The following is a 22,573-nucleotide window of genomic DNA, read 5'->3' on the forward strand; positions in this document are numbered from 1 at the left end:
CCTATAATCATATATAAACATTATTTCTATAAAAAAAGAGCAGTAACCTTAAGGCTACTACTCTAAGTTATGAGTAAATATTCTGATTTGATGTACAATAAAATATATTTAAAGCACTAAATTTACCTATTTAATTGATTCCTATTATTAAAAAATGTTTTATACGCTAATTGACAAGTAATAAAGCAAGCAATCGATATGGTAGATAAACTCATAAATGTCACAATCATTTGATATTTTACAGCTTCAAGCGGGGGCATCCCCGCTAAAATAAGACCTGTCATCATCCCTGGTAAAGCCACAATTCCTAAGGTCTTAGCACTATCCACAGTTGGCTGCAATCCAGTCTTTATAACATCTCGCACGATGGCTTTTGACGCTTGCTTAGGTGTACTTCCTAGCGCTAGTTTAATCTCTACCTCTTGTTGACGCAATTCAAAATTTGATAGCATTTGGCGATAACAAAGCCCAATCGCTACCATAGCACCACTAATGACCATACCACCAACAGGAATCACTTGATAAGCAGTAAAATTAAGCACGCCCGTTAAAAGCAAAATCGTTAAAGTAATACTTGCACCTACGGTTATAGCAAACCAAGAAATCCACAGAGCATAAGGAATTCCCTTTCCCCGCTTAGAAGAATTATAGGCCGCATTGATAGCCATAAATCCTAATAAACCAATTATAAATATAGGACTTTCGGTACTAAAAATATAAGCTAAAATAAAACCTATAACAAATAACTGTATGGTAGCCCGCAAAGCACTTATAAAAATATCTTTCTCTAACTTCAACTCCTGCTGATAGGACATAAACATACTGATAATAACTAATGTAGATGCAAGGCATAATGACGTGGCTGAAATAGCATGAAATTGACTCATCGTAATACCTCCTCTTTAGCTAATGATCCATCTACAATTGTAATACGACGATTAGACATGCGTAGGCTTTGTTCCTCACTATGTGTAATTGCTATGATGGTCATTCCATTTTTATGGAGCTCACCGATTACCTGTTCTACAATAGCCGTATTGACAGCGTCTAATGCAGAGGTTACCTCATCTAAAAGCAATACTTTAGGTTCAAAGATAAGACTGCGAATAAGACAAATCCGTTGCATTTCTCCACCAGATAATTCATCATTACGGCGCTCAAGATATTCGATAGGCATATGAAGTAAATCGAAAAGATATTTGATACGAATCATATCAGGTTCCATACCTCGAATATCATAAGGGAACAAAATATTACGACGCACCGTTTTTGCAAACAAGTAAGGTCTTTGAAAGCAATAACCAACCTCTTTACGATAACTTTCTGGATCTATAGTGGCTAAATCACGCCCATTATAAGTAATAATCCCTGAGGTAGGGCTAATTAAATCACTGCATAATTTTAAAAGTGTACTTTTACCACTACCAGAAGGACCTACAATAGTGAGATACTCTCCTTCATGTACAGATAGAGATACATCACGGATAATAGACTTTTCTTTTACAACATAGGATATATTAGATAACTCTAATAGTGCCATAATGCCTCCGATCATATTTCAAGACTCTATGATATATTTAATAATCACTTTAAACTATATTATATTATACCAATACAACTTACACCATAATAAACAAAAATAAGCAACAAAAAACCCCTAGTGGAAACCACTAGGGATTAATAGTCTTATAAAATTAAGCTTCTACAGGGTATACGCTAACTTTACGGTTATAACGACCAGCACGTTCAAATGCTACTTTACCAGGCACAAGTGCAAATAAAGTGTCATCTTTACCGATACCTACGTTAGTACCAGGGTGGAAGTGAGTACCACGTTGACGAACGATGATGTTACCGCTCTTTACGATGGAACCATCATGGCATTTAACACCAAGACGTTTAGATTCACTGTCACGACCGTTACGAGTACTGGACACACCTTTTTTATGTGCGAACAATTGCAAATCAAAAGTAAACATTAAGTTCACCTCCTATATTTCGTGAATTTGGACAAACTCTGGATATTGACGGCTAATTTCCTCCAAACCGAGAAGCATAGTCCCCAGAATATCCTGTCCACTCTGATTAATCGTACCAGAGAGAACTATATCACATTGACCTTCGCTATTCGTATACTCCCCTTCTTGTCGAGCAATTTGGGTGAGTCCTAACATTGCCGTTGCCGACAAGGCGGACACTGCGGCACATACGATATCGAAGCCATGTTCATCATATCCTGCATGACCGGACATATGACAACCAACTACTTGGCCATCACTATTCCGCTGGATTCCAATGGAAACCATAATTAAGCTTGGATAGATTCAATACGAACTTTTGTGAACGGTTGACGATGGCCTTGACGACGACGGTAGTTGGATTTAGCTTTGTATTTGAATACTAAGATTTTTTTACCTTTACCATGCTCAAGAACTGTACCTGTAACTTTTGCACCGTTTACAAGAGGAGCGCCAACTTTAACGTCGCCGTCATTCACTACAGTCAAAACTTCTTCGAATGTAACGGACTCGTCAGCAGCTGCTTCCAATTTTTCGATAGTAATTACATCGCCTTCAGCAACGCGATATTGTTTACCACCAGTTTTAATAATTGCGTACATGAGAACACCTCCTTGTTATCGAACTCGCTGAATTCGGTATCCCGACCCGAACTTCGGTCGGGCGTTTAAACCTGCTTCACGCGGATTGCAAAGTTCAGTAAACCGAACTAATACTGATATAGTATATCCTATTTACACAGTCATGTCAAACAAAAATCAACAGAATCCGCTCAGTTTCTAACACTTTCACATATATATACCTTAAAATTCTCCAATAATCCCAAGATGTTGTAAAAGTATCTTTGTACCGATGAGGATCAATACACCGCCACCTACTATATCTGCATATTTTCCAACAAATCGGCCCATAAATTTACCTAAGTAAACACCCACTAAAGATATACCAAAGGTAATAACACCAATCATCGTAGATGCTTTCCATACATTAATAGGTAAGAATGCAAAGGTCAGTCCTACAGCCATTGCATCAAAGCTAGTCGCTACGGAGAGCATCATCATTTCCCAGACACCCAAGAATTGCTTATCATCGTCCTCTTCATCATCATCGCTAAGTCCCTCTCTGATCATAGCGATACCTAAATAACCAAGAAGGCCAAAGATAATCCAGTGGTCCCAATCAGCAATCACATCGATAAATTGACGACCGATGAGCCAACCAATAAGAGGCATAAGAAACTGGAACAAACCAAAAAGAAATGCCAAGGTTACCTTGCGACCATTCTCACCTACAGGCATTGTCAGCCCCTTACCGATAGATACACCAAAGGCATCCATCGCTAGGCCTATACTAATTAATATAATTTCAAATACAGACACGGTACTCCTCTATAAACAAACTACATATTATTCAGTGACAGCCATCAGGGAATACCCTTCACGGCTAATTTGTGGATTTACCACAATAGAAATCTTGCGCCCTATAGACTCACCCAAATCCACGAGAACAGCCTTTGTTAAATACTGAGCTACCTCCGGATGAACTTCGAGTTCTAAATCTGTTTTAATACGTCCCGATTTAAATAACTCGCGGATACGACGCACAATCTGCATATATACAGTACGCCCTGACAACATATAGCCCGTACCACCACATTGAGGGCATGTATCAAACATCAAGGTTTGCAAGCCTTGGCGAGCTCGCTTTCGGGTCATCTCTACGAGGCCAAGCGAACTAATGCCGCATACAACAGTTTTCATTTTATCTAACTTAGCTTGTACCCCCAACAATTTTAACAATTCTTGTTGATGCTCTTTATCTTTCATATCGATGAAATCAACCACAATGATACCGCCAATATCGCGCAAGCGCAATTGACGACAGATTTCTTTTGCCGCTTCTTTATTGACTGTGAAAGCTAAATCTTCCAGCTTATTAGATTTACCAGTGTAATGAGCAGAGTTTACATCAAATACTGTGAGGGCCTCCGTATGGTCAATACGGATTGAACCACCAGAAGGAAGATTAATATCGCGAGAGATAAGATCTTCCAATTGAGGTTCAATGTGATTTGCTTTAAAAATCGGTGTGCTATCACGATGACGTGTTACTTTAATTTGTTGTGACGTAGGTCCATGCCCTAAGAGGTCCAGCAATCGGGATTCTCCCATATCGGAATCGACGATGATTTCCTCTACATTGCGATGCGCATAGTCCCGTACAAGGCGGAACCAGAAATCCGCGTCACTATATAAATCAGTACCGCTCTTAGCCACCTTAAAGCGCTTCAACACATGTTGCCAGGTCCGCCACAGATACTCCATATCGCGACCGATTTCATCGGCACTGGCCTTAGCTGCTGCAGTGCGAATGATAAAACCGCAACCTTCTTGTACATAAGGGGCTGCCAATTCTTGTAGTTTACTGCGCATGGTTTCGTCTGTAATTTTCTTGGAAATATGCATGCCTTCAGAATATGGTAATAGTACCATAAAACGACCGGCCAAACTGACGTCTGCAGTCACGCGGGCACCTTTACCAAGCATTTCTTCTTTCACTACTTGAACGAGGATTTGTTGCCCCACAGATAAGCGTGGCAAGATTTTCTGTTCCTTCCCTTGTTGCAGGTTCAAGTACGCATTTTGAGAGCCCCCAATATCAACAAAGGCCGCTTGCATACCATTTAATACGTTCTTTACTGTGCCTTTGTACATATGATTTGCCATATGAGACTCATCGGTACGCTCCAAGACAAAGTCCACTAGCTGTCCTTCTTCGTCTATAACAGCCATACGAATTTCTTCGCGCATAACATTGACCAAAATTTTATGCATCCTATCCCTCCCTTCTTTGTCATCTAAATTATAATTAGTAATTAATCTCTAAAGGCGTATAACGGCCTTCTTCGTTTTCTACTATAATTGCTTTACGATGAATTTCGTAATCTGAAGTAATAGGCCAATTATACTGATTTTTACCAAGATTCCACACTTCGCTAGGTTTAATAGTCCCTTGCGGATAAATGCCGATGCCCATTGTAAGTATCACCATACCGTCTTTAACAGATGCTACGATTGGTTCTTTTACAAACTCTTTTACATCAATGGTACGAGTTTTCTTAGGTGTTACCTTTTCATAAGAAATTTCCGTTGCTTCATTAAAAGGTTTGAGTAACGCATCCCAATCAGCATTTTCATCTGTCACAGGGCCTGTTACCTCATAGATAGCAAAGTTACAGATGGCCATCATCTTTTTCACCTTTTCAGGCATTTCTTTACCATCTAGAACCTCAAGACCAGGAGGCGCTACACGGTTTAAACGGTCTATAATGGACTCTAAACTATCCTCTTCAAGCACATCCATATCAATATATTCAGCCGCTGCGGTTACGCCTAAGGCGAGTGCAGAGGAGAAGCTAATTTTCATGTGAGGGTTAAACCCTTCAGAGTACGCCATTTTAATTTCTGCTCGACGTATCATCCGCTCTACAGCTTGAGCATAATCAAGGTGTGACAGGAATCGTAATTCTTCGCCTTTATTTAAGGCCAAACGTAACTTTTTCAACTCTACCACCCTCCTTATAGTCAATAATAGCTGTATTGAGCTCTGGACATACATTACAGCCCTTACATGGAGCTCGACGACAATCGCCTGTAAGATTAGCTGCTACCGCTTGCTCCCACTCGCGTTTTAAGAAAGCTTTACTTACGGTGCAATCTAAATGATCCCAAGGCAATGGCTCATCGAAATCTCGTGTACGACGTGCAAAATACGCAGGATCCAATCCGCAGTCAGCGAATGCTTTCAACCAAGTTTCATAGTTAAAGAACTCGGTCCAACCATCGAATTTACAACCTGCCTTCCAAGCCTCTACGAGAACTTTGGACAATCTGCGGTCCCCACGAGCAAAAGCGGCTTCCATGTAGCCAGTATAGCCATCATGGTAGTGGTAGGAAATGTTACGATTATTGATGAGGGACTTCAAGTAACGTTGTTTGCGATGAATTTCCTCTACATCTTGTTGACCATACCATTGGTATGGAGAATGTGTTTTTGGCACGAAGAAGGATACGCTGACCGTTACAGAACCATTTCGCTTCCCTGTAATTTCACGGTGTAAATCGAGCACCTTGTACGCAAGATCCGCAATACCAGCCAAATCTTCGTCTGTTTCTGTAGGAAGGCCCATCATAAAATATAATTTAACTGTATTCCAACCAGATTTGAAAGCATTAGAACAGGCCGCCAATAAGTCTTCTTCACTAACGCCTTTATTGATAACGTCACGCATTCGTTGCGTACCTGCTTCAGGAGCAAAGGTAAGACCACTCTTGCGCACTTGCTGTACCTTTTTCGCAATATCGATAGAGAAACTGTCGATACGCAAGGACGGTAAGCTAACGCTAACTTGTTTATCTTTAAACTCTTCCATGAGCATATCTACAAGCTCAGGTAATTTGGAGTAGTCTGCAGAGCTTAAACTCATCAAGGATATTTCATTATACCCCGTATTGGCAATCGTATCTTTAGCAATTTGCAACAAACGTTCTGGTGTCTTTTCACGAACTGGACGATAGAGCATACCTGCCTGACAGAAACGACAGCCACGCGTACAGCCACGGAATAGCTCCAATACAGCGCGGTCATGCACTATATCAAGGAACGGTACAACAGGCTTTGTTGGATAGAATACATTCTCTACATCCTCTATAATACGTTTCTCAACGGTTGCAGGTACGTCTTCGAAACGCGGCGTAATCGATTTAAAATCGCCTTGTTCAGTGTATTCTACATCGTATAAAGCCGGGCAATATGTGCCAGGAATTTGGGCTACTTTACGCAAAAAGCCTTCTTTGCCACCTGGGAAGCCTTTGGCTTTTTCTGCTTTAAATAAGTCGATGAATTCATCGCCCCACTCTTCGGATTCACCGAGGGATACGATATCAAAGAAATCAGCAATAGGCTCTACATTATACGCACAAGGGCCACCGCATACAAGCAGTGGAAAATCTAAATCACGCTCCTTAGCATACATAGGAATGCCTGCTAAATCGAGCATATTTAAAATGTTAGTAAAACTCATTTCATATTGAAGCGTAAATGCTAACACATCAAAGTCTTTAATAGGCGTACGTGTTTCTAAGGAAAATAATGGAATATTACGCTTGCGCATTTCCTCTTCCATATCGTGCCACGGTGCAAATACGCGCTCGGCTACCGCATCTTCACGACGGTTTACGAGACCATACAAAATCTTGATGCCCAAATGACTCATGGCCACTTCGTACACATCGGGAAAACCTAAAGCCATAGTTACATCAACAGTACTGTGATCTTTCACGATACTATTGTATTCGCCGCCCGTGTAGCGAGCGGGCTTTTGGACATGTTGTAACCATGACGTATCTAATTGAATCATACATCCTCCGTCTTTAATGAAAGACTTCTTTCACAATCAATCCTATGAAAGGATATTAAAATATATATTTTGTCCGCTGTCTAGCAATATTTAATAAAATGCCAATGCTCAGCATATTAGTTGTTAGCGCACTAACACCATAGCTAAGGAATGGCAACGGAATCCCCGTTACAGGCATGATACCAATCGTCATGCCTACGTTTACGAGCACTTCAAAGGCAAACATCGTACCAATACCCGTTGCTAATAACATACCGAAATTATCATTGCAGGTATATGCTACTTGAATGCTGCGATAAATAAGCATAAACAATAATAGCAATACTACAATGCATCCTACAAAGCCAAATTCTTCGCCGATTACAGAAAAGATAAAGTCCGTATGATTTTCTGGTAAAAAGTTCAACTGACTTTGAGTGCCATTAAAGATACCTTTACCAAAAATCATACCCGACCCGATGGCAATCTTAGATTGAATAATATGATAGCCAGAACCGAAGGGATCAATATCTGGATTTAAAAATACTAGAATACGTTGCTTTTGGTATTCTTTCAGTACAAACCAGCCCAAAGGCATCAAGAGTAAAGCCACGCTCGCAATGATTTTTATAAGCTTAGTTTTGATACCAGATATAAAGAGCATCCCTACAAATATAGCAATATATACGAGGGATGTCCCCAAGTCAGGTTGTAAAAATACGAGAAGGATAGGAATCCCTACATATAACACTGGCATCAATAGGGATTTAAAAGTATCTAACTTGCCAATGCGCGGTTCTAACATTTTAGCCATACAGATAATCATCAATAGTTTAGAAAACTCTGAAGGCTGGATAGTAATTGGCCCCAGTTGAATCCAACGCTGTGCACCTAGTGCGGAGGTACCAACTACCATAACTGCAATTAACATAAGCATGGTAATCACATAAATCATATTCCCCCACCCTTTAAGGCGATGGTAATCTAGAAATTGCATGCCTATAACGACAGCTATATTTGCTAAAAAGAATACGAGTTGTTTTACCACTAAACTACCAAAACCGATAGCTTCATGATTCACATGGGTAGCACTACCAATAGCTGTAAGACCAATTCCGACAAGTAATATAGTACATATGATGATAGTCCAATCGCTATCTGTCCATATTTTACGCCACATCATATCACCTATTTCAACTTGCTACGGCGCCACAAGCTTTGTTTCCCTTGCACCAATAAGCGTTGCGTGGTCCAACCGCCACGATTAATGTAATGAACATTGTTAGAATCCTCAAAAATAGACTCACCTACTGTTGCAAGACTTGGTGTACTATCTTGCTCCTTCGATGTTTTTTTCTTAGTTACATAAGCATCGAAGTGCTTTTGTACATCGTAGTCTTCCCAACACTCACCGGTAGTTACATAATCAACAAGAGGTGCTAACATAGCTTTTAGTTCACTAGAAACAAATTCTAACAAACGACCATCTTGTGTATAGGTCAAAATATCCTCATCATAAGGAATTATAGCCCCTACATATTCAGCACGAAGGACTTCTAACATATCATATAAATGGATATCCTCTCCATCGATAGGTACTGCATTAAAAGCAATAGCATAATCACGAATATTATGTTCTTGACATACTTGAATCATGCGTGCCCCATTACGCAAGGACACCCATAAAGGATGCGTCACCACGATGCAACGATTTACTAATTCTAAAATAGACTCTATGCCCTTACCGATACCAGCAGGAGCATCAATTAAAATATAGTCATATGTCTCAGAGAGGCGACGGACTAATTTTTTATATTTTTTACGACCTATATCTTCCCAACGAGCACTTTGGCTAGCTGGTAGGAAATCTAAGTTTTCAGCAATTGATACAATGGCATCATCCATATAGTCTTTATCTTCGCTCGCATCTAATGCGTCGTAAATAATTTCATTTGCCACTCCTAACACAAGGTCTAAATCGCGCAATCCAAAATCTCCATCACAGAGCAATACGCGATGCCCTGCATTGCTTAAGGCTGAACCCAAGCAAGCGGTAATCGTAGTCTTACCTACGCCTCCCTTACCGGATACAACGCCGATTATCTCGCCCATACTAATCCTTTCTTGGTTGTCCACTAGTTACCGCATTCTGAGGTTTTTGCCCTTTATTAATACTTGTCCCCGTAGCAGTTTCCTTATTGCCCTTACTATTTGTATCATTAGATTTCTTATTCACTGGTACATTGAAGTACGCAGCCAATATATCTCTTACGATAGGCCCTGCAGAGCCCGCACCAAAGCTACCTTGCTCAACAAGTGCAACCACTACAATTTGTGGCTTATCATATGGTGCATAGGCTACAAACCAGCCGTGATCTCTGCCATGTGCATTCTCTGAAGTACCTGTTTTACCAGCTACATCAATAGGGAATCCTTTAAACAACTCCCCTGCTGTACCACCTTCATTAGTAACATCACGCAAGCCTTCGCGAACAAGATCCATAATATTTTTTGGTACAGGTAAGATACCGAGCTTGTCTGGGCCAAAGATTTCTTTTGGCGTGCCATCCTTATTATCAATACGGCTCACTACATATGGGCGGTATTTAATGCCACCATTTGCTACTTCACTAAGCATAACAGCCATTTGTAATGGTGTCACCAAAGTAAAAGACTGACCTATGGCCGCATCAAAGGTTTCACCTAAATACCAATCTTCATCATACACTTTGCGTTTATAAGCAGGACTTGCCATATTACCAGAGGCCTCACCAACAAGATTGATGCCTGTCTTTTCGCCAATACCAAAGTAGCCAGCATATTTTACAAGTCCTTCTATGCCAACGCGATTGCCCATTTCATAGAAGTAAACATTATCTGATTTTGCAAGAGCTTTATTAAAGTTAAGCCACCCTAATGCTTCACCTTCTGCATTTCGTTTATCGATAAGCCAATGTTTACCACTATCAAAAATCATTTCTTCAGGGGTAACCTTTTTAAGATCTAAAGCCGCCGTACCTGTAATAATCTTGAACGGAGAACCTGGTGGATATTCACCAGAAATAACCTTATTATCAAATGGATGATTCTTATCGTTATTCAATTGATTCCACTGTGCCGTTGTAATCCCCTTCGCAAACCAATTAGGGTTAAACTCAGGGGCGCTGACCATGGCCAAAATGGCACCCGTATTTGGATCCATTGCTACTACAGCAGCTCCTTGAGCTGGAATGCCTTGGGCACGCAACTGTTCTAATTGGTTCTTAACAGCTTCTTCAGCAGCCTTTTGTAGATTTGCATCTATTGTCAAATGGATATTAGATCCAGGCACTGTATGCTTTCTATCTACCTCCGCAACCGGTCGGCCTGTAGCATCAACCTCTACCTGTTTACCACCATCAGTGCCACGCAAGATGGAATCATATAGTTTTTCAAGACCAGAACGGCCTAAAATAGTACCACCACTAATAAGGGTATTTGGATCTTGCTGTTTTAGCTCTTCTAATTCTTCTTCGCTCACTTCACCCACATACCCAAAGAGCTGAGAAGCCATCGTTTCATATGGATAATAGCGAAGTGGTTCTACATCTATGGTAACACCTGGTAATTCATGACGATGCTCTTCGATGCTTGTAACTACATCCATAGAAATATCATTAGCAATACGAATTGGCTCATAACCATATTTATGATCATTTACCTTTTTTGTAATATCTTCTGGTTTAATTTTCAGCAAAGTTGCCAACTTAGCAACTTCACCTTCGTCTAGAGCCTTCCCCGTAGGCAAAATGGAGATAGTGTATGCCGGTCTAGAACCTACTAAGATCTGACCATTTCGATCGTACATAATACCACGAGCAGCTGTCATGGATACCATGCGCAAACGGTTGCCTTCTGCCTTAGCTTGGTAATAACCACCAGACAAGATTTGCAACGTCATCAGGCGTAATGCCAAGACTATAAATATGCCGGCTACAATGTAAAAGAGTACATCAAAGCGATTCGTTTTTCTTCGTTTATAGAGGCCTTCAAGCACTCTTTCACCCCCTTAATCCTTACCAAATATAACCTTGTTGTTCATCATCTTTACGCCATAACAAACCATGCACAATAGCGCCTAACAAGCCATTCCAGAACATCACGGGTAATACCATATGCCACAAGTATAGTCCAAAGTGCAAATCGCCACCACTAGCTAATATCATAAAGCTACGAATAACGCCATCTAGCAGCGTACAAATAGCTACTATACCACTAGACCAATACCAGCGTTCTTCATAGATACGATGCTTTACGGCAGATAGTAGGTATACCACAATTACGTAAGGGAATAGATGGAGCCCAAAAAAGTTAGATATCAATACATCATGTACGATACCCCCAACAACAGCGGATATCAGCCCCATACGACGACCTTTAAATAAAGTAATCATAACAATTATCGTCAAAATTAAGTTTGGTAACCAATTTGTATGGAAAATAGTAGGCAATAATTGCGCTTGTATAAAATATATTAAAAATCCAGAGAGAGCTAAAGCTAGACGCATCATTGTTTAACGGCCCCCTTTGCACCCTCTACTTGATCTCGTTGTGTTTGAGGCACAAGTTTAGGCTCAAGTTCTGGTTTTTGTGGTGCGCTTAGAGAAGACGAGGTAAGCACAAAAACTTCTTCTAAACGATGAAAATCTACACTCGGTGTGACTACCGCATTTTTAACAAATCCTTCCGAATCATTTTCGATAGATTGCACGTTGCCAACAGGTAGACCTTTCGGATAAATGCCTCCATATCCAGAGGTAATCAACTTATCACCTACCAATACATCACCATCGCGAGCAATATTTACCATAGATGGTGTACGAGGTGTATTGCCATTACCTTTTACAACGCCAGACAAACGAGATTCAGGTCGTTGTACAAGGATACCTATTGCGCTACGCGGATCAAGAATGGTTTGAACGCGAGCAGAATGCGGATATACATCTGTAATAAAACCAACGACACCACTAGGTACAACAACAGCCATATTAACTGCCATACCTTCTTCACTCCCTTTATCAATGGTGAAAGTATTTGTCCAAGTACCGTAATCCTTTGTAATGATACCTGCTAAGGTCATGGAGAATTCTGGATGGCTACTCTTATAGTTTAAAAGCTGACGAAGGCGAATATTCTCTGCCACTACTTCATCGTAGTTAACTACCTTTTGTTCCAATGTAGCTTTACGAGATGCTTCCTCTTCGCGTTCGATAGTAGAGAAAATAGCATTATTAAGTACTGTAAAGCTAGTTTGGACGCCCTCTAATAAACGAGCTGACCCATAAGAGAAAGGCGTTGTAATTCCTTCAAGGGTAACCGTAACAAAGGGAATACTAGTCCGTTGCTTCCACGCAAAGCCGAGCAATGACATTAGGATACAACCAATGACAACGATGATAATTAACTTTTTATCTGACTGTATCATGCTAGTCTCGGCCCTTTCTATTCTTAGAATTTACAATAAAACGCGATAAGCTCACCAAATCAGATGAGGCCCCATTAAGGCCTACCACAACTTTTGTTTCAGGTGCTTCAGGAACGTGAACAGGTACACCTACTTCAGTACCAATCCGATCCGCTAATCCAGATAGTCTTGCTGTACCGCCAGTAAGCCATATGCCATGTTGCATAATATCAGCCACGATTTCTGGTGCCGTAGCACGAATCATTTGCTTAACCTCATCCAAGAGTCCTATCAAACATTCATTTACAACTTGGTACACTTCAGATTGATGAATCACACAACGTCTACCTAAGCCGTTCATCATATCGCGCCCTTGAAAGGCATACTCTGCATCCTCTAAAGGAGCGACAGCTGTTCCTAATGTATGCTTAATATCTATTATAGTTTCATCAGATACGATAATGCCAAAACACTCACGCACATAGCGTAATAAGGCATTATTAATATCAGAACCACCAAAACGAATTGTTTTGCTATCTACGATACCACCTAAAGAAACAATCCCCATATCAATAGTGCCACCGCCGATATCAATAATCATAGATCCTTGTGCTTCAAAGATAGGCACACCACAACCAATAGCAGCCGCCACAGGTCGTTCGATAAGAAATACCTCTCGAGCACCAGCTTGAATAACAGCATCCATCATGGCTCGTTGCTCAACATCGGTCATCCCACAAGGAACCCCTACGACAACGCGGGCTCGACGCAATGCATTAGACACCTTATTAAGAAAGTAGCTAAGCATAGTATGCATAACGCGATAGTCAACTATAAATCCATCCTTTAAAGGCGTTAACGGACGCCATATATCGGGCATGCGCAATACGAGGCGCGCCGCTTCATCACCAACGGCTACTACTTTTTCTTGTTTTGTATCAGTTGCTATAATCGATGGTTCGCTTATAACAGTCCCTCGCGTCCCCCCCATGAGGCGCGTTTGTATGGAACCAATATCTATACTTACATCTTTTCCTAGAGTAGGTAAAATGGAACTCATAGTAATTTCTCCTTCATTACATCATCATTCCATTTTACCATATATAACGCGACTTTTTCCATTGATATCAGTACCTTTCCTTTTGTTAAAAGCACAGATAACGCATAATCCCTGTACTCATAAGTCATACATAAAAATTACATAACTTCATACATACAATCTCATACACAATAAGGAAAAGCACTCATTTATAGGAACTTACCCATGCGTCAAAATTAGGTATAGTTCAAAATGAATGCTTTTAATAATCTTACTTGGCTTTGTTCAGTTTATTTAGGCTCAGCTCAATTTACCAATTTCGCTGAGGCTCGTAAATTCATTATCCCCTATAACAATATGATCGAGTACAGGAATCCCCATAAATTGACCAGCACTAACAAACATTTTCGTTAGCCGTATATCTTCATCACTTGGTCTACTATCACCTGACGGGTGGTTATGGATTAGGATAATAGCCGCTGCATTGCATGCTATAGCTTTTTTAAATACTGCTCTTTGCTCTACAAGACTTGATACCAATCCACCATTAGAGATATGTTCCAACTGAATAAGCTTATTTCGAGATGTTAACATGGCAGCCCACACATGTTCCACATCTTCGTGACGCAGTCGCTCCATCACATATTGAGCTATTACAAAAGGTTGCGAAAAATCTTCATAAGTCTCTTTAATCTTAAGCTCCCCTAGACGCCTACCCATTTCAAGTGCTGCGCATAGCGTCACTGCTTTATCTCTACCAATACCCTTGATTTTGATTAGATTATCTACGGTCATTCGGTTAAGACCATATACGCCATCATCAAAGGATTGTAGGATATCACTTGCCAAAGAAATCGCAGATTGCCCCTTTACCCCTGTGCGCAATAAAATAGCCAACAACTCCTCCATTGCCATATGTGAAGGGCCTAAGGCGAGAAATTTTTCTCGAGGGCGCTGGAATGGTAGCATATCTTTTACACTTACTGTTGGTACTTCCATAGAATCTCTCCATTCAAATAGATAACACCATTTGTAAATCAAACAATAAACACATCTACTCTCTTAAAAATTATTTAGCACAGCACAGCACAGCACAGCACAGCACAGCACAGCACAGCACAGCACAGCACAGCCAATTATATCACTATCTGTCTAATACGCTAGTACTATTTTGCCCCTAACGCCTTGCACAGTTCCTCGTATACATGTTCAACTGGTAACCCTACCACATTAGTATAAGAGCCCTCTATTTTATCTACCCATAATGCACCTTTTCCTTGGATGCCATAAGCTCCAGCCTTATCCATCGGTTCCCCACTAGCAATATAAGACTCGATTTCAAAGGGTGCTAATTGTTTAAAATATACTTTTGTTTCATTGTGAAAAACTATCTCCTCCCCTTTGATGAGTAACGCGACTCCAGTGATTACAGAATGTGCTCTACCCGATAAATGCTCCAACATATGGCGTGCATCGGATTCATCATGTGGCTTTCCTAATACTTTATTATCAAGGACAACAATAGTATCTGCGCCTAACACAATACTTCCGTCTGGAACACCTACAGCACAACGAGCCTTACCTAATGCTTGGGCTTTCACCATTTCAATAGGGTTGTCGTAACCCTCATTAGATTCCTCATAAGTACTGGATACAACAGTATGATCAATCCCAACCTGTGTTAATAATTCAGTTCTACGTGGTGATTGACTCGCCAAATATAATCCAGCCATATACGCTCCTTCGTATTAAAAAACTTGTACATAAAATTCTTGGTATAACTAAACTATCCTGCCTATCCCCCAGAACTTACCATCCCTTACATAGTTGTTCCTTTATCTTCTTCTGAAGAAATTAATCTTTCATAATATTCTTGTACATCTTCCCCATGTTTTACCGCATCAGCTCGCACCGCTGCATAAAATACAATATCCGCTTGAGGCACACGAATACGGCCAGGCACATGCTCTTCTAATATTTCAAAGAATCTATCGTCGGCTTTCAACAACAAACGGCCATTTTTAACTTTATTTCCATCTACAATAGAATACACAAGAGACCAAATCGGGCGCGGGTCAGAGGTAGAACATTTTCTATATTTATAGCGGTATTTAATATTTGTCAACAACTCACGTTCAAACTTGAACACCCCATCAATCATGTTATAATCTACTTCAAAATGACGATTTCTAAAGATAGAGTTCTCTTCAATCACAAGCTTTGTATCTGTCAAAATATATGTATATCGACTAACAGCCTGTTTAACCATAACAATGATGGCCATGATTTCAATAAAATACTCAGCTAATAAAACCGTATGTAATTGAATACTGCGATACGTTGTATAAGCTGCTGCACACAACAATAAAATCACAAAAAATACTACCAATAACTCTGCACTTCTGGTGCGCTGAGATTTTTCTTCATATAATACTGTCATGCTTTACCCCTTTTAAAGAAATCACTAATTAATAACTATACATCCTATTATAAGATATTCTATGCATAAAAACTACAAAAACCCCGTCTATATCCAAGATATAGACGGGGTTTTATGACTCTATTAGTCACTCAGTTCAGATGCGAACTATATTATTTTTTCAACGCTGCTGTAATACGTTGAGTATCACGAGCAATCATGATTTCTTCGTTTGTAGGAATTACGAAGATTTTAACCTTAGAGCCTTCAACACTGATTTCTTGTTCTTTACCACGAACATTATTGCGTTCAGAATCAATACGAGTACCTAAGTATTCCAAACCATTACAAATTGCATCGCGGTTACCGATACCGTTTTCACCGATACCTGCAGTAAAGATAATAGCATCTACACCGCCCATAACAGCCGCAAAGGCACCGATTACACGGCGAACTTTGTAATGGAACATATTCAATGCCAATTGTGCGCGTTTATTGCCGTTAGCAGCAGCTTCTTCAATCACACGGAAGTCATTGGATACACCAGAAATCCCTAATACACCGGATTCTTTATTCATAACTCTATCGATTTCTTCATAGGTCATACCTGTTTTTTCCATCAAGAATGGAACGATAGCAGGGTCAATATCACCTGTACGCGTACCCATGATCAAACCGGACAATGGAGTAAAGCCCATTGTAGTATCGATGGAGCGACCACCTTTAATAGCAGCCACAGAGGAACCATTACCCAAGTGGCATGTGATGATACGAAGATCAGTCATATGTTTACCCATTAATTCTGCACAACGTTGCGCTACATATTTATGGGATGTACCATGGAAGCCGTAACGACGAATACCATAATCTTCATAATAAGAGTAAGGAAGCGCATACATATATGCTTCTTTTGGCATAGTTTGATGGAATGCAGTATCAAATACAGCAACTTGAGGTACATTTGGCATAATAGCTTCACAAGCTTCAATACCTTGAATGTTTGGTGGGTTATGCAATGGTGCAAGAGAAGCACATTCTTCCAATGCTTCCATAACTGCTGGAGTAATCAATACGGAATCAGCAAATTTTTCACCGCCGTGTACTACACGGTGACCTACAGCATCGATTTCATCCATAGAGGAAATAACACCAAATTCAGCATCAACTAAAATATCTAGCAAAATGCGAAGCGCTTCTTTATGGTTCAAAATTGGTTCAACCCGTTCTAATTTATCTGCATTAGGACGTTTGTGAGTGAAGATAGCATCTTGATCACCAATCTTTTCAAAAAGACCTTTTGCCAATTCTGTTTCAGTTGTCATATCAAGTAATTGATACTTCAAGGAAGAACTACCGCAGTTAACTACTAATACGTTCATCGATTAACCCTCTTTCTGTTGTGTAACTTGAATCTTGTTTTGAATTTCTTTGCTGATATCAGCACCTACCTGATCCTTTTCAGGATATTGGTAGACTATATTCCACAATACGCCATGATCTAAGAATACGTATTGAGAAATTCTAAATATTTGTCCTTGTGATGTAACAGTAACATCAAGCTTTTTAGCAGATGCACCTTCTAATGCTACGGACTCTTCTTTGATGGTCGCGCCTACTTTAGCAAATTCAGACTTACTGTGATTAATATACTCATCTACCGTAGGTAAAGGTTTATTTTCACCAGGCCGTAAAGCCTCAACCTCAATTACCATATGTTCTGTAACAGATCCATAAATATCAATTGGATACCCCTTATCAGACATATTTTTTGTACTTTTACCCATTTCATAAGGCAAAGCAATGGTAATTTCAGATTGACCAGCACGGATAACTTGATGGCCAAAACTATATGTATCCATTACATTTGTAGAGCCACATCCCGCCATTGCTAGCAGCACAGCACCGAGCAGAGCCCCTTGTAATGTACGTTTCCAATTTTGTTTCATCATATACCTCACATCAATTCAGCATTTACAGTTAATTATAGCCTATAGTGTCAAGAAAATCTATACTAAACTTAATATTTGCACATAACATCATTTCTATAACCAGACCTTTTATATGGATATCATGAAATGTTATTTACAGCATTTCTTCGCTTTGTTACACTAACAATAATGAAAGGAGTCACTATGAAAACAATCGGTATCATCTGTGAATATAATCCATTTCACAATGGACATGCGCATCAATTACATACCTTAGCACAAGAGCATCCTGAAGCGCTGCGCATTTGTATCATGAGTGGTTCCTTTGTACAACGAGGAGAACCTGCTATTTTTTCTAAATTTGACCGTGCTCGTTGGGCTATTCTCGGTGGTGCAGACATCGTTATCGAGCTACCTACACTCTATTCTTTGGGTAGTGCACAACTGTTTGGAACAGGTGCTATTCGCATGGTAAAAGCTTTACATATCGATGCACTCTCCTTTGGTTCTGAAACGGCTGATCTAGATACACTCGTTGATATAACTAAACGTATGGATTGTGAAAGTACTCAAACAGTATTACGGACCTATATTAACGAAGGTATGTCCTATGGCTCTGCCTTCCGTAAAGCCCTTAATACAGAGATGCTCAACACCCCTAATGCACTGTTAGGACTTGAATATATTCGGGCAGGACTTACCTATTATCCTTCCTTAAAATATATACCAATCTTACGCACATCAGATCATCACGACGCGAATATTACAAAAGATTTTCCTTCTGGTACAGCATTGCGTAAACTTATAACAAATATGGCTACAGGTAGTAACAATTGTAATAAAAATAGTATCTACACTTCTACAGATATAGATACAACGACCAGTGCAAGTACAAATACAAATACAAATACAAATACAACTTCAAATTCAAATTCAACTGCAACTACATTAACAAAATTAAATACACTAAATAGTAAAATAGAGTTACAACTTCAGTCAATCATTCCTAAGACTATTGCAGACGATATGACTAATATAATTTCTAATGGTGCTTATGTAAACTATAACCGCTACTATGATATGGTCCATACCTTAAGTCGTCGTACTTCAACTAAGGAGCTAGAAAGCTTTGGAGAGTTCAGTGAAGGCATTGAACACTTATGGTCCAAAGCGGCCCAACAACCTACGTGGGACCTGGTTATGAAGCAAATAAAATCAAAGCGCTATACCTATGCCCGTTTACAACGAATGGGAGCCTATCTCACCTTAGGAATACAAAAAGATTTACTACAAAGTGCTATACAGGAATCGCCACAATATGCTCGTTTACTGGCCTTCAACGATAGAGGTCGTCAATGGCTTCGAAATGATTTTGAAATACCACTTATTCAAAAATGGGCCAAAGCACCTAATGAATTAAATACGTTGGGACAAACGATGCATCAAATTGATACATTAGCTACAGATATACAAGCCTTATGCTTACATAATGAAGTTAAACGAATGGGTCATATGGACTACACCTATACGCCACAATACATAAAATAAGCAGAACTACAATCTGGTAGAAACATTCTGCACATAAATATAAGAGTCAAATAATTTAATTTTATTAAGTTAATCATCTTATTATATAGTAATACTCAAAAAGAAGAAGGGGTTACAATACAGATTATTCCTGTATTGTAACCCCTTCTTCACCATCCAGATCAGCGACGGCAACGCGTACACTTTCAAGATGTGATGTAGGAATATTTTTACCTACATAGTCCGCTCGTATAGGCAATTCACGATGACCACGATCGACGAGGACGGCCAATTGAATAGATCTTGGTCTGCCAGCCGTCATTAATGCATTTAAAGCAGCACGAATAGTACGGCCCGTATACAAAACATCATCTACAAGGATAATTGTCTTTTCCGTTGTATCAATCGTACACGGTTCCCCCTCTTTAGGACGAGCATCACGATCATCACGATACACTGCAACATTCAAAGACTCACAATCAATATGAATACCTTCTATACGCTCAATTTCCGCTTGTAAACGTTTTGCCAAAATGACACCACGCCGTTCAATACCTACAATTAACGCATTAGATAAACCTTTATTGCGTTCTAAAATTTCATGACTAATACGACGAATCGCACGCATTATAGCGTCTTGATCCATTAATAAGCGTTTCTTTTCCATATATACGCCCTTACAGCATAGGATTGTTCTATGCCCCTATATCCAAATAAGTAGTAAAAATAAGTACTTAAACAATCAATGTAAACATTTAGACTATTTTCGTTTATCTTCACGGTAGGTCTTAGCAAATTCTAAGCACGCCTCAAAATCAGCTGGTACCGGTGCTTCAAAGTGCATTTCTTCACCTGTAATAGGGTGTTTAACATCTAACGATTTAGAATGTAATGCTTGCCCTTCTATAGGAAAATCCATACGTCTATATCCATAAAATGGGTCATTAACAACAGGATGTCCAATATGAGCAAAGTGAACACGAATTTGATGGGTTCTGCCAGTCTCCAAATTACATTCAACCAATGTTTGATGACCATAACGCTCCAATACTTTAAAATGTGTTACTGCATCTTTACTGTTTTCAAAGACAACAGCCATTTTCATACGGTCCTTAGGATGGCGTCCAATAGGCGCCTTTATAGTCCCCTTTTCTTCTACAATATTGCCTTGTACTAGCGCCCAGTACGTACGTCTTGCAGAATGTGCTTTTACTTGTTCTGCTAAACCAATATGCGCTGCATCATTTTTTGCCACCATCATAACGCCAGACGTATCTTTATCTAAGCGATGCACAATACCTGGCCTAATTTCACCATTAATGCCTGATAGGTCCTTACAATGGAATAATAGAGCATTTACAAGGGTTCCAGAATAATTTCCTACTGCAGGGTGCACCACCATGCCACGAGGTTTATTAACAATAACAATATCGTGATCTTCGTATAAATAATCTAAAGGGATATCCTCAGGTTTAACCTCAATCGATTCAGGCTCTGGGATTTCTACATGAATTACGGTATCAGGTGTAAGCCGAAGATTAGCCTTCCCTACTTTATCACCTACTGTAACATGACCACCTTTAATTAAACTTTGAATATAGCTACGAGATCCTTCCATCTGTTCAGTTAAAAATACATCTAGTCTCATGCCTTCTTGCTCAGCACTTACAATATATTCATTCATCCTCTATTCCTCTTTGAGTCAAGTATAAGATATATATTTATTGACGAATCAAGTCAATGATTTATAAAGGGTCCTAATGATGAAAGTTATTCATGGTCCTCTTTCAATGAAAACAAATAAAATACAACAAAAGCTACACCTATACAAATACCAATATCTGCCACATTAAAAATAGGCCATACACGAAAATCAAAAAAGTCCACTACCCCATGAATCATGTATCGGTCAATGCCATTACCAATTGCACCTGCGACTAATAAGGCGGATCCGATTTGCAAAGTCCAATGGCCCTTAGCTAATCGCTTCCAATAAAAAGCACAAACAGCTAATAGAATAAAAGCTACTAGTAAAAAAAACCATCGTTGATTCGCTAACATGCCAAAGGCTGCACCGCGATTGATAATATAGGTAAGATGAAATACATTAGGAATAACAGGTAAAGATTCACCTAACAAAAAATGATTCATTACATAATATTTAGTTAATTGGTCCAATAATAACCAAATGATAAGTACTGTATAAAACAAGATTAACTCCCTTACTATAATATAATTCTTAATAGTCCTATTATACTAAGTTACGCAAATTTAGGCAAAATAAAAAGCCCCTCAATGAGGGGCGTGTTTTATTTGTGATTACTCAGCGGAAATTACAGAAACTGGGCAAACGGATTCGCAAGAACCACAATCGATGCAAGCATCGCCAATTTCGTATTTAGTTTCGCCTTCAGTAATGCAGGAAACTGGGCAAACAGATGCGCAAGAACCACATTTAATGCAACCATCAGCAATAACTCTCATAATTAGGACCTCCATCAAAATATAGATCAGAACTTTTTATTATCATTTAGAAAGGCACTTGCCTCAACTTATGTTCTCATTATCACACAGTTCAAATTGAAAGTCAAATGAAAATGATAAAAAATTATATAATATTTTGCATAATAATTGTTCCTTTTTATCATAAAAAGCCTATATTTATATGTATTTTGATATTTCTTTTCATTTATGTAATTGAGTTTAATAATCAATAATTGAGAATGCACTAATTATCATTTCAATTAAAATACGTACTATTATACTAGGAATTCAATTATCAATATTTATTATCATAAAAA

At 39.3% G+C, this 22,573-nt stretch carries 25 protein-coding genes; 1 reads left to right on the forward strand and 24 read right to left on the reverse strand.

Annotated elements, in window-relative coordinates; translation table 11 throughout:
* Positions 1 to 122: 122 nt before the first annotated feature.
* From KH286_RS06740 to KH286_RS06835, 20 genes are all read right to left on the reverse strand, one after another.
* Positions 123 to 887: an ABC transporter permease gene (locus KH286_RS06740; protein WP_278457613.1), complete on the reverse strand. Its 765-nt coding sequence runs from the start codon at positions 885 to 887 to the stop codon at positions 123 to 125.
* Positions 884 to 1,540 (reverse strand): ABC transporter ATP-binding protein, encoded by a 657-nt coding sequence (locus KH286_RS06745; RefSeq protein ID WP_060919192.1) that lies wholly within the window; start codon positions 1,538 to 1,540, stop codon positions 884 to 886. The genes KH286_RS06740 and KH286_RS06745 overlap by 4 nt, the downstream gene beginning before the upstream one ends.
* A gap of 154 nt (positions 1,541 to 1,694) precedes the next feature.
* On the reverse strand, positions 1,695 to 1,979 hold the full coding sequence (gene rpmA / locus KH286_RS06750; protein ID WP_004696430.1) for a 50S ribosomal protein L27: 285 nt from the start codon (positions 1,977 to 1,979) through the stop codon (positions 1,695 to 1,697).
* 12 nt (positions 1,980 to 1,991) lie between these two features.
* On the reverse strand, positions 1,992 to 2,306 hold the full coding sequence (locus KH286_RS06755) for a ribosomal-processing cysteine protease Prp (RefSeq protein WP_008601403.1): 315 nt from the start codon (positions 2,304 to 2,306) through the stop codon (positions 1,992 to 1,994).
* Between the two features lie 2 nt (positions 2,307 to 2,308).
* Entirely contained in the window at positions 2,309 to 2,620 is a 312-nt protein-coding gene (rplU, locus tag KH286_RS06760; RefSeq protein ID WP_004696434.1) for a 50S ribosomal protein L21, read from the reverse strand.
* 201 nt (positions 2,621 to 2,821) lie between these two features.
* On the reverse strand, positions 2,822 to 3,397 hold the full coding sequence (locus KH286_RS06765) for a manganese efflux pump MntP family protein (RefSeq protein ID WP_278457614.1): 576 nt from the start codon (positions 3,395 to 3,397) through the stop codon (positions 2,822 to 2,824).
* A gap of 27 nt (positions 3,398 to 3,424) precedes the next feature.
* Positions 3,425 to 4,852, reverse strand: a complete 1,428-nt coding sequence (locus KH286_RS06770; RefSeq protein WP_004696438.1) for an Rne/Rng family ribonuclease — start codon at positions 4,850 to 4,852, stop codon at positions 3,425 to 3,427.
* Between the two features lie 34 nt (positions 4,853 to 4,886).
* Entirely contained in the window at positions 4,887 to 5,582 is a 696-nt protein-coding gene (locus tag KH286_RS06775) for a TIGR03936 family radical SAM-associated protein (RefSeq protein ID WP_316591821.1), read from the reverse strand.
* The gene (locus tag KH286_RS06780; RefSeq protein WP_278457616.1) at positions 5,554 to 7,437 is read right to left on the reverse strand and encodes a TIGR03960 family B12-binding radical SAM protein; all 1,884 of its coding nucleotides are present in this window, start codon (positions 7,435 to 7,437) and stop codon (positions 5,554 to 5,556) included. Before KH286_RS06780 ends, KH286_RS06775 begins: the two co-directional genes overlap by 29 nt.
* A gap of 55 nt (positions 7,438 to 7,492) precedes the next feature.
* Positions 7,493 to 8,596 (reverse strand): rod shape-determining protein RodA, encoded by a 1,104-nt coding sequence (gene rodA / locus KH286_RS06785; protein WP_083791376.1) that lies wholly within the window; start codon positions 8,594 to 8,596, stop codon positions 7,493 to 7,495.
* An 8-nt stretch (positions 8,597 to 8,604) separates the two neighbouring features.
* On the reverse strand, positions 8,605 to 9,528 hold the full coding sequence (locus KH286_RS06790) for an AAA family ATPase (RefSeq protein ID WP_278457617.1): 924 nt from the start codon (positions 9,526 to 9,528) through the stop codon (positions 8,605 to 8,607).
* Between the two features lies 1 nt (position 9,529).
* Positions 9,530 to 11,452 carry a penicillin-binding protein 2 gene (mrdA, locus tag KH286_RS06795; protein ID WP_278617779.1) on the reverse strand — a complete coding sequence of 641 codons (1,923 nt, stop codon included), beginning with the start codon at positions 11,450 to 11,452 and terminating at the stop codon, positions 9,530 to 9,532.
* 19 nt (positions 11,453 to 11,471) lie between these two features.
* A complete protein-coding gene (mreD, locus tag KH286_RS06800) occupies positions 11,472 to 11,966 on the reverse strand; it encodes a rod shape-determining protein MreD (protein ID WP_004698677.1) in 495 nt (164 codons plus the stop codon).
* Positions 11,963 to 12,880 (reverse strand): rod shape-determining protein MreC, encoded by a 918-nt coding sequence (gene mreC / locus KH286_RS06805; RefSeq protein ID WP_024061989.1) that lies wholly within the window; start codon positions 12,878 to 12,880, stop codon positions 11,963 to 11,965. The genes mreD and mreC overlap by 4 nt, the downstream gene beginning before the upstream one ends.
* Position 12,881: 1 nt before the next feature.
* Positions 12,882 to 13,919 carry a rod shape-determining protein gene (locus tag KH286_RS06810; RefSeq protein WP_195394641.1) on the reverse strand — a complete coding sequence of 346 codons (1,038 nt, stop codon included), beginning with the start codon at positions 13,917 to 13,919 and terminating at the stop codon, positions 12,882 to 12,884.
* Between the two features lie 279 nt (positions 13,920 to 14,198).
* The gene (gene radC / locus KH286_RS06815) at positions 14,199 to 14,897 is read right to left on the reverse strand and encodes a RadC family protein (RefSeq protein ID WP_024061991.1); all 699 of its coding nucleotides are present in this window, start codon (positions 14,895 to 14,897) and stop codon (positions 14,199 to 14,201) included.
* Between the two features lie 167 nt (positions 14,898 to 15,064).
* The gene (locus KH286_RS06820) at positions 15,065 to 15,631 is read right to left on the reverse strand and encodes a Maf family protein (RefSeq protein WP_004698546.1); all 567 of its coding nucleotides are present in this window, start codon (positions 15,629 to 15,631) and stop codon (positions 15,065 to 15,067) included.
* 86 nt (positions 15,632 to 15,717) lie between these two features.
* Positions 15,718 to 16,338 (reverse strand): hypothetical protein, encoded by a 621-nt coding sequence (locus tag KH286_RS06825; RefSeq protein ID WP_024061992.1) that lies wholly within the window; start codon positions 16,336 to 16,338, stop codon positions 15,718 to 15,720.
* A gap of 152 nt (positions 16,339 to 16,490) precedes the next feature.
* A complete protein-coding gene (locus tag KH286_RS06830) occupies positions 16,491 to 17,696 on the reverse strand; it encodes an acetate/propionate family kinase (protein ID WP_021148357.1) in 1,206 nt (401 codons plus the stop codon).
* Positions 17,697 to 17,699: 3 nt separating this feature from the next.
* Positions 17,700 to 18,263 carry a hypothetical protein gene (locus KH286_RS06835; protein ID WP_004696462.1) on the reverse strand — a complete coding sequence of 188 codons (564 nt, stop codon included), beginning with the start codon at positions 18,261 to 18,263 and terminating at the stop codon, positions 17,700 to 17,702.
* 186 nt (positions 18,264 to 18,449) lie between these two features.
* Here KH286_RS06835 and KH286_RS06840 point away from each other — a divergent pair, with 186 nt between their 5' ends.
* Positions 18,450 to 19,793 carry a tRNA(Met) cytidine acetate ligase gene (locus KH286_RS06840; protein ID WP_118091358.1) on the forward strand — a complete coding sequence of 448 codons (1,344 nt, stop codon included), beginning with the start codon at positions 18,450 to 18,452 and terminating at the stop codon, positions 19,791 to 19,793.
* Positions 19,794 to 19,917: 124 nt separating this feature from the next.
* On the opposite strand, the gene pyrR is transcribed toward KH286_RS06840, so the two are convergent.
* The 4 genes from pyrR to KH286_RS06860 form a co-directional block, all read right to left on the reverse strand.
* Complete coding sequence (gene pyrR, locus KH286_RS06845; RefSeq protein ID WP_004696466.1) at positions 19,918 to 20,439, reverse strand: bifunctional pyr operon transcriptional regulator/uracil phosphoribosyltransferase PyrR; 522 nt, start codon at positions 20,437 to 20,439, stop codon at positions 19,918 to 19,920.
* 93 nt (positions 20,440 to 20,532) lie between these two features.
* Positions 20,533 to 21,456 carry an RluA family pseudouridine synthase gene (locus KH286_RS06850; protein WP_021148361.1) on the reverse strand — a complete coding sequence of 308 codons (924 nt, stop codon included), beginning with the start codon at positions 21,454 to 21,456 and terminating at the stop codon, positions 20,533 to 20,535.
* A gap of 86 nt (positions 21,457 to 21,542) precedes the next feature.
* Complete coding sequence (gene lspA, locus KH286_RS06855) at positions 21,543 to 21,983, reverse strand: signal peptidase II (RefSeq protein ID WP_021148362.1); 441 nt, start codon at positions 21,981 to 21,983, stop codon at positions 21,543 to 21,545.
* A 108-nt stretch (positions 21,984 to 22,091) separates the two neighbouring features.
* A complete protein-coding gene (locus tag KH286_RS06860) occupies positions 22,092 to 22,256 on the reverse strand; it encodes a DUF362 domain-containing protein (protein ID WP_004696472.1) in 165 nt (54 codons plus the stop codon).
* Between the last annotated feature and the right edge of the window lie 317 nt (positions 22,257 to 22,573).

Source organism: Veillonella parvula, assembly GCF_018378075.1.
Taxonomy (GTDB): Bacteria; Bacillota; Negativicutes; order Veillonellales; family Veillonellaceae; genus Veillonella; species Veillonella parvula_K.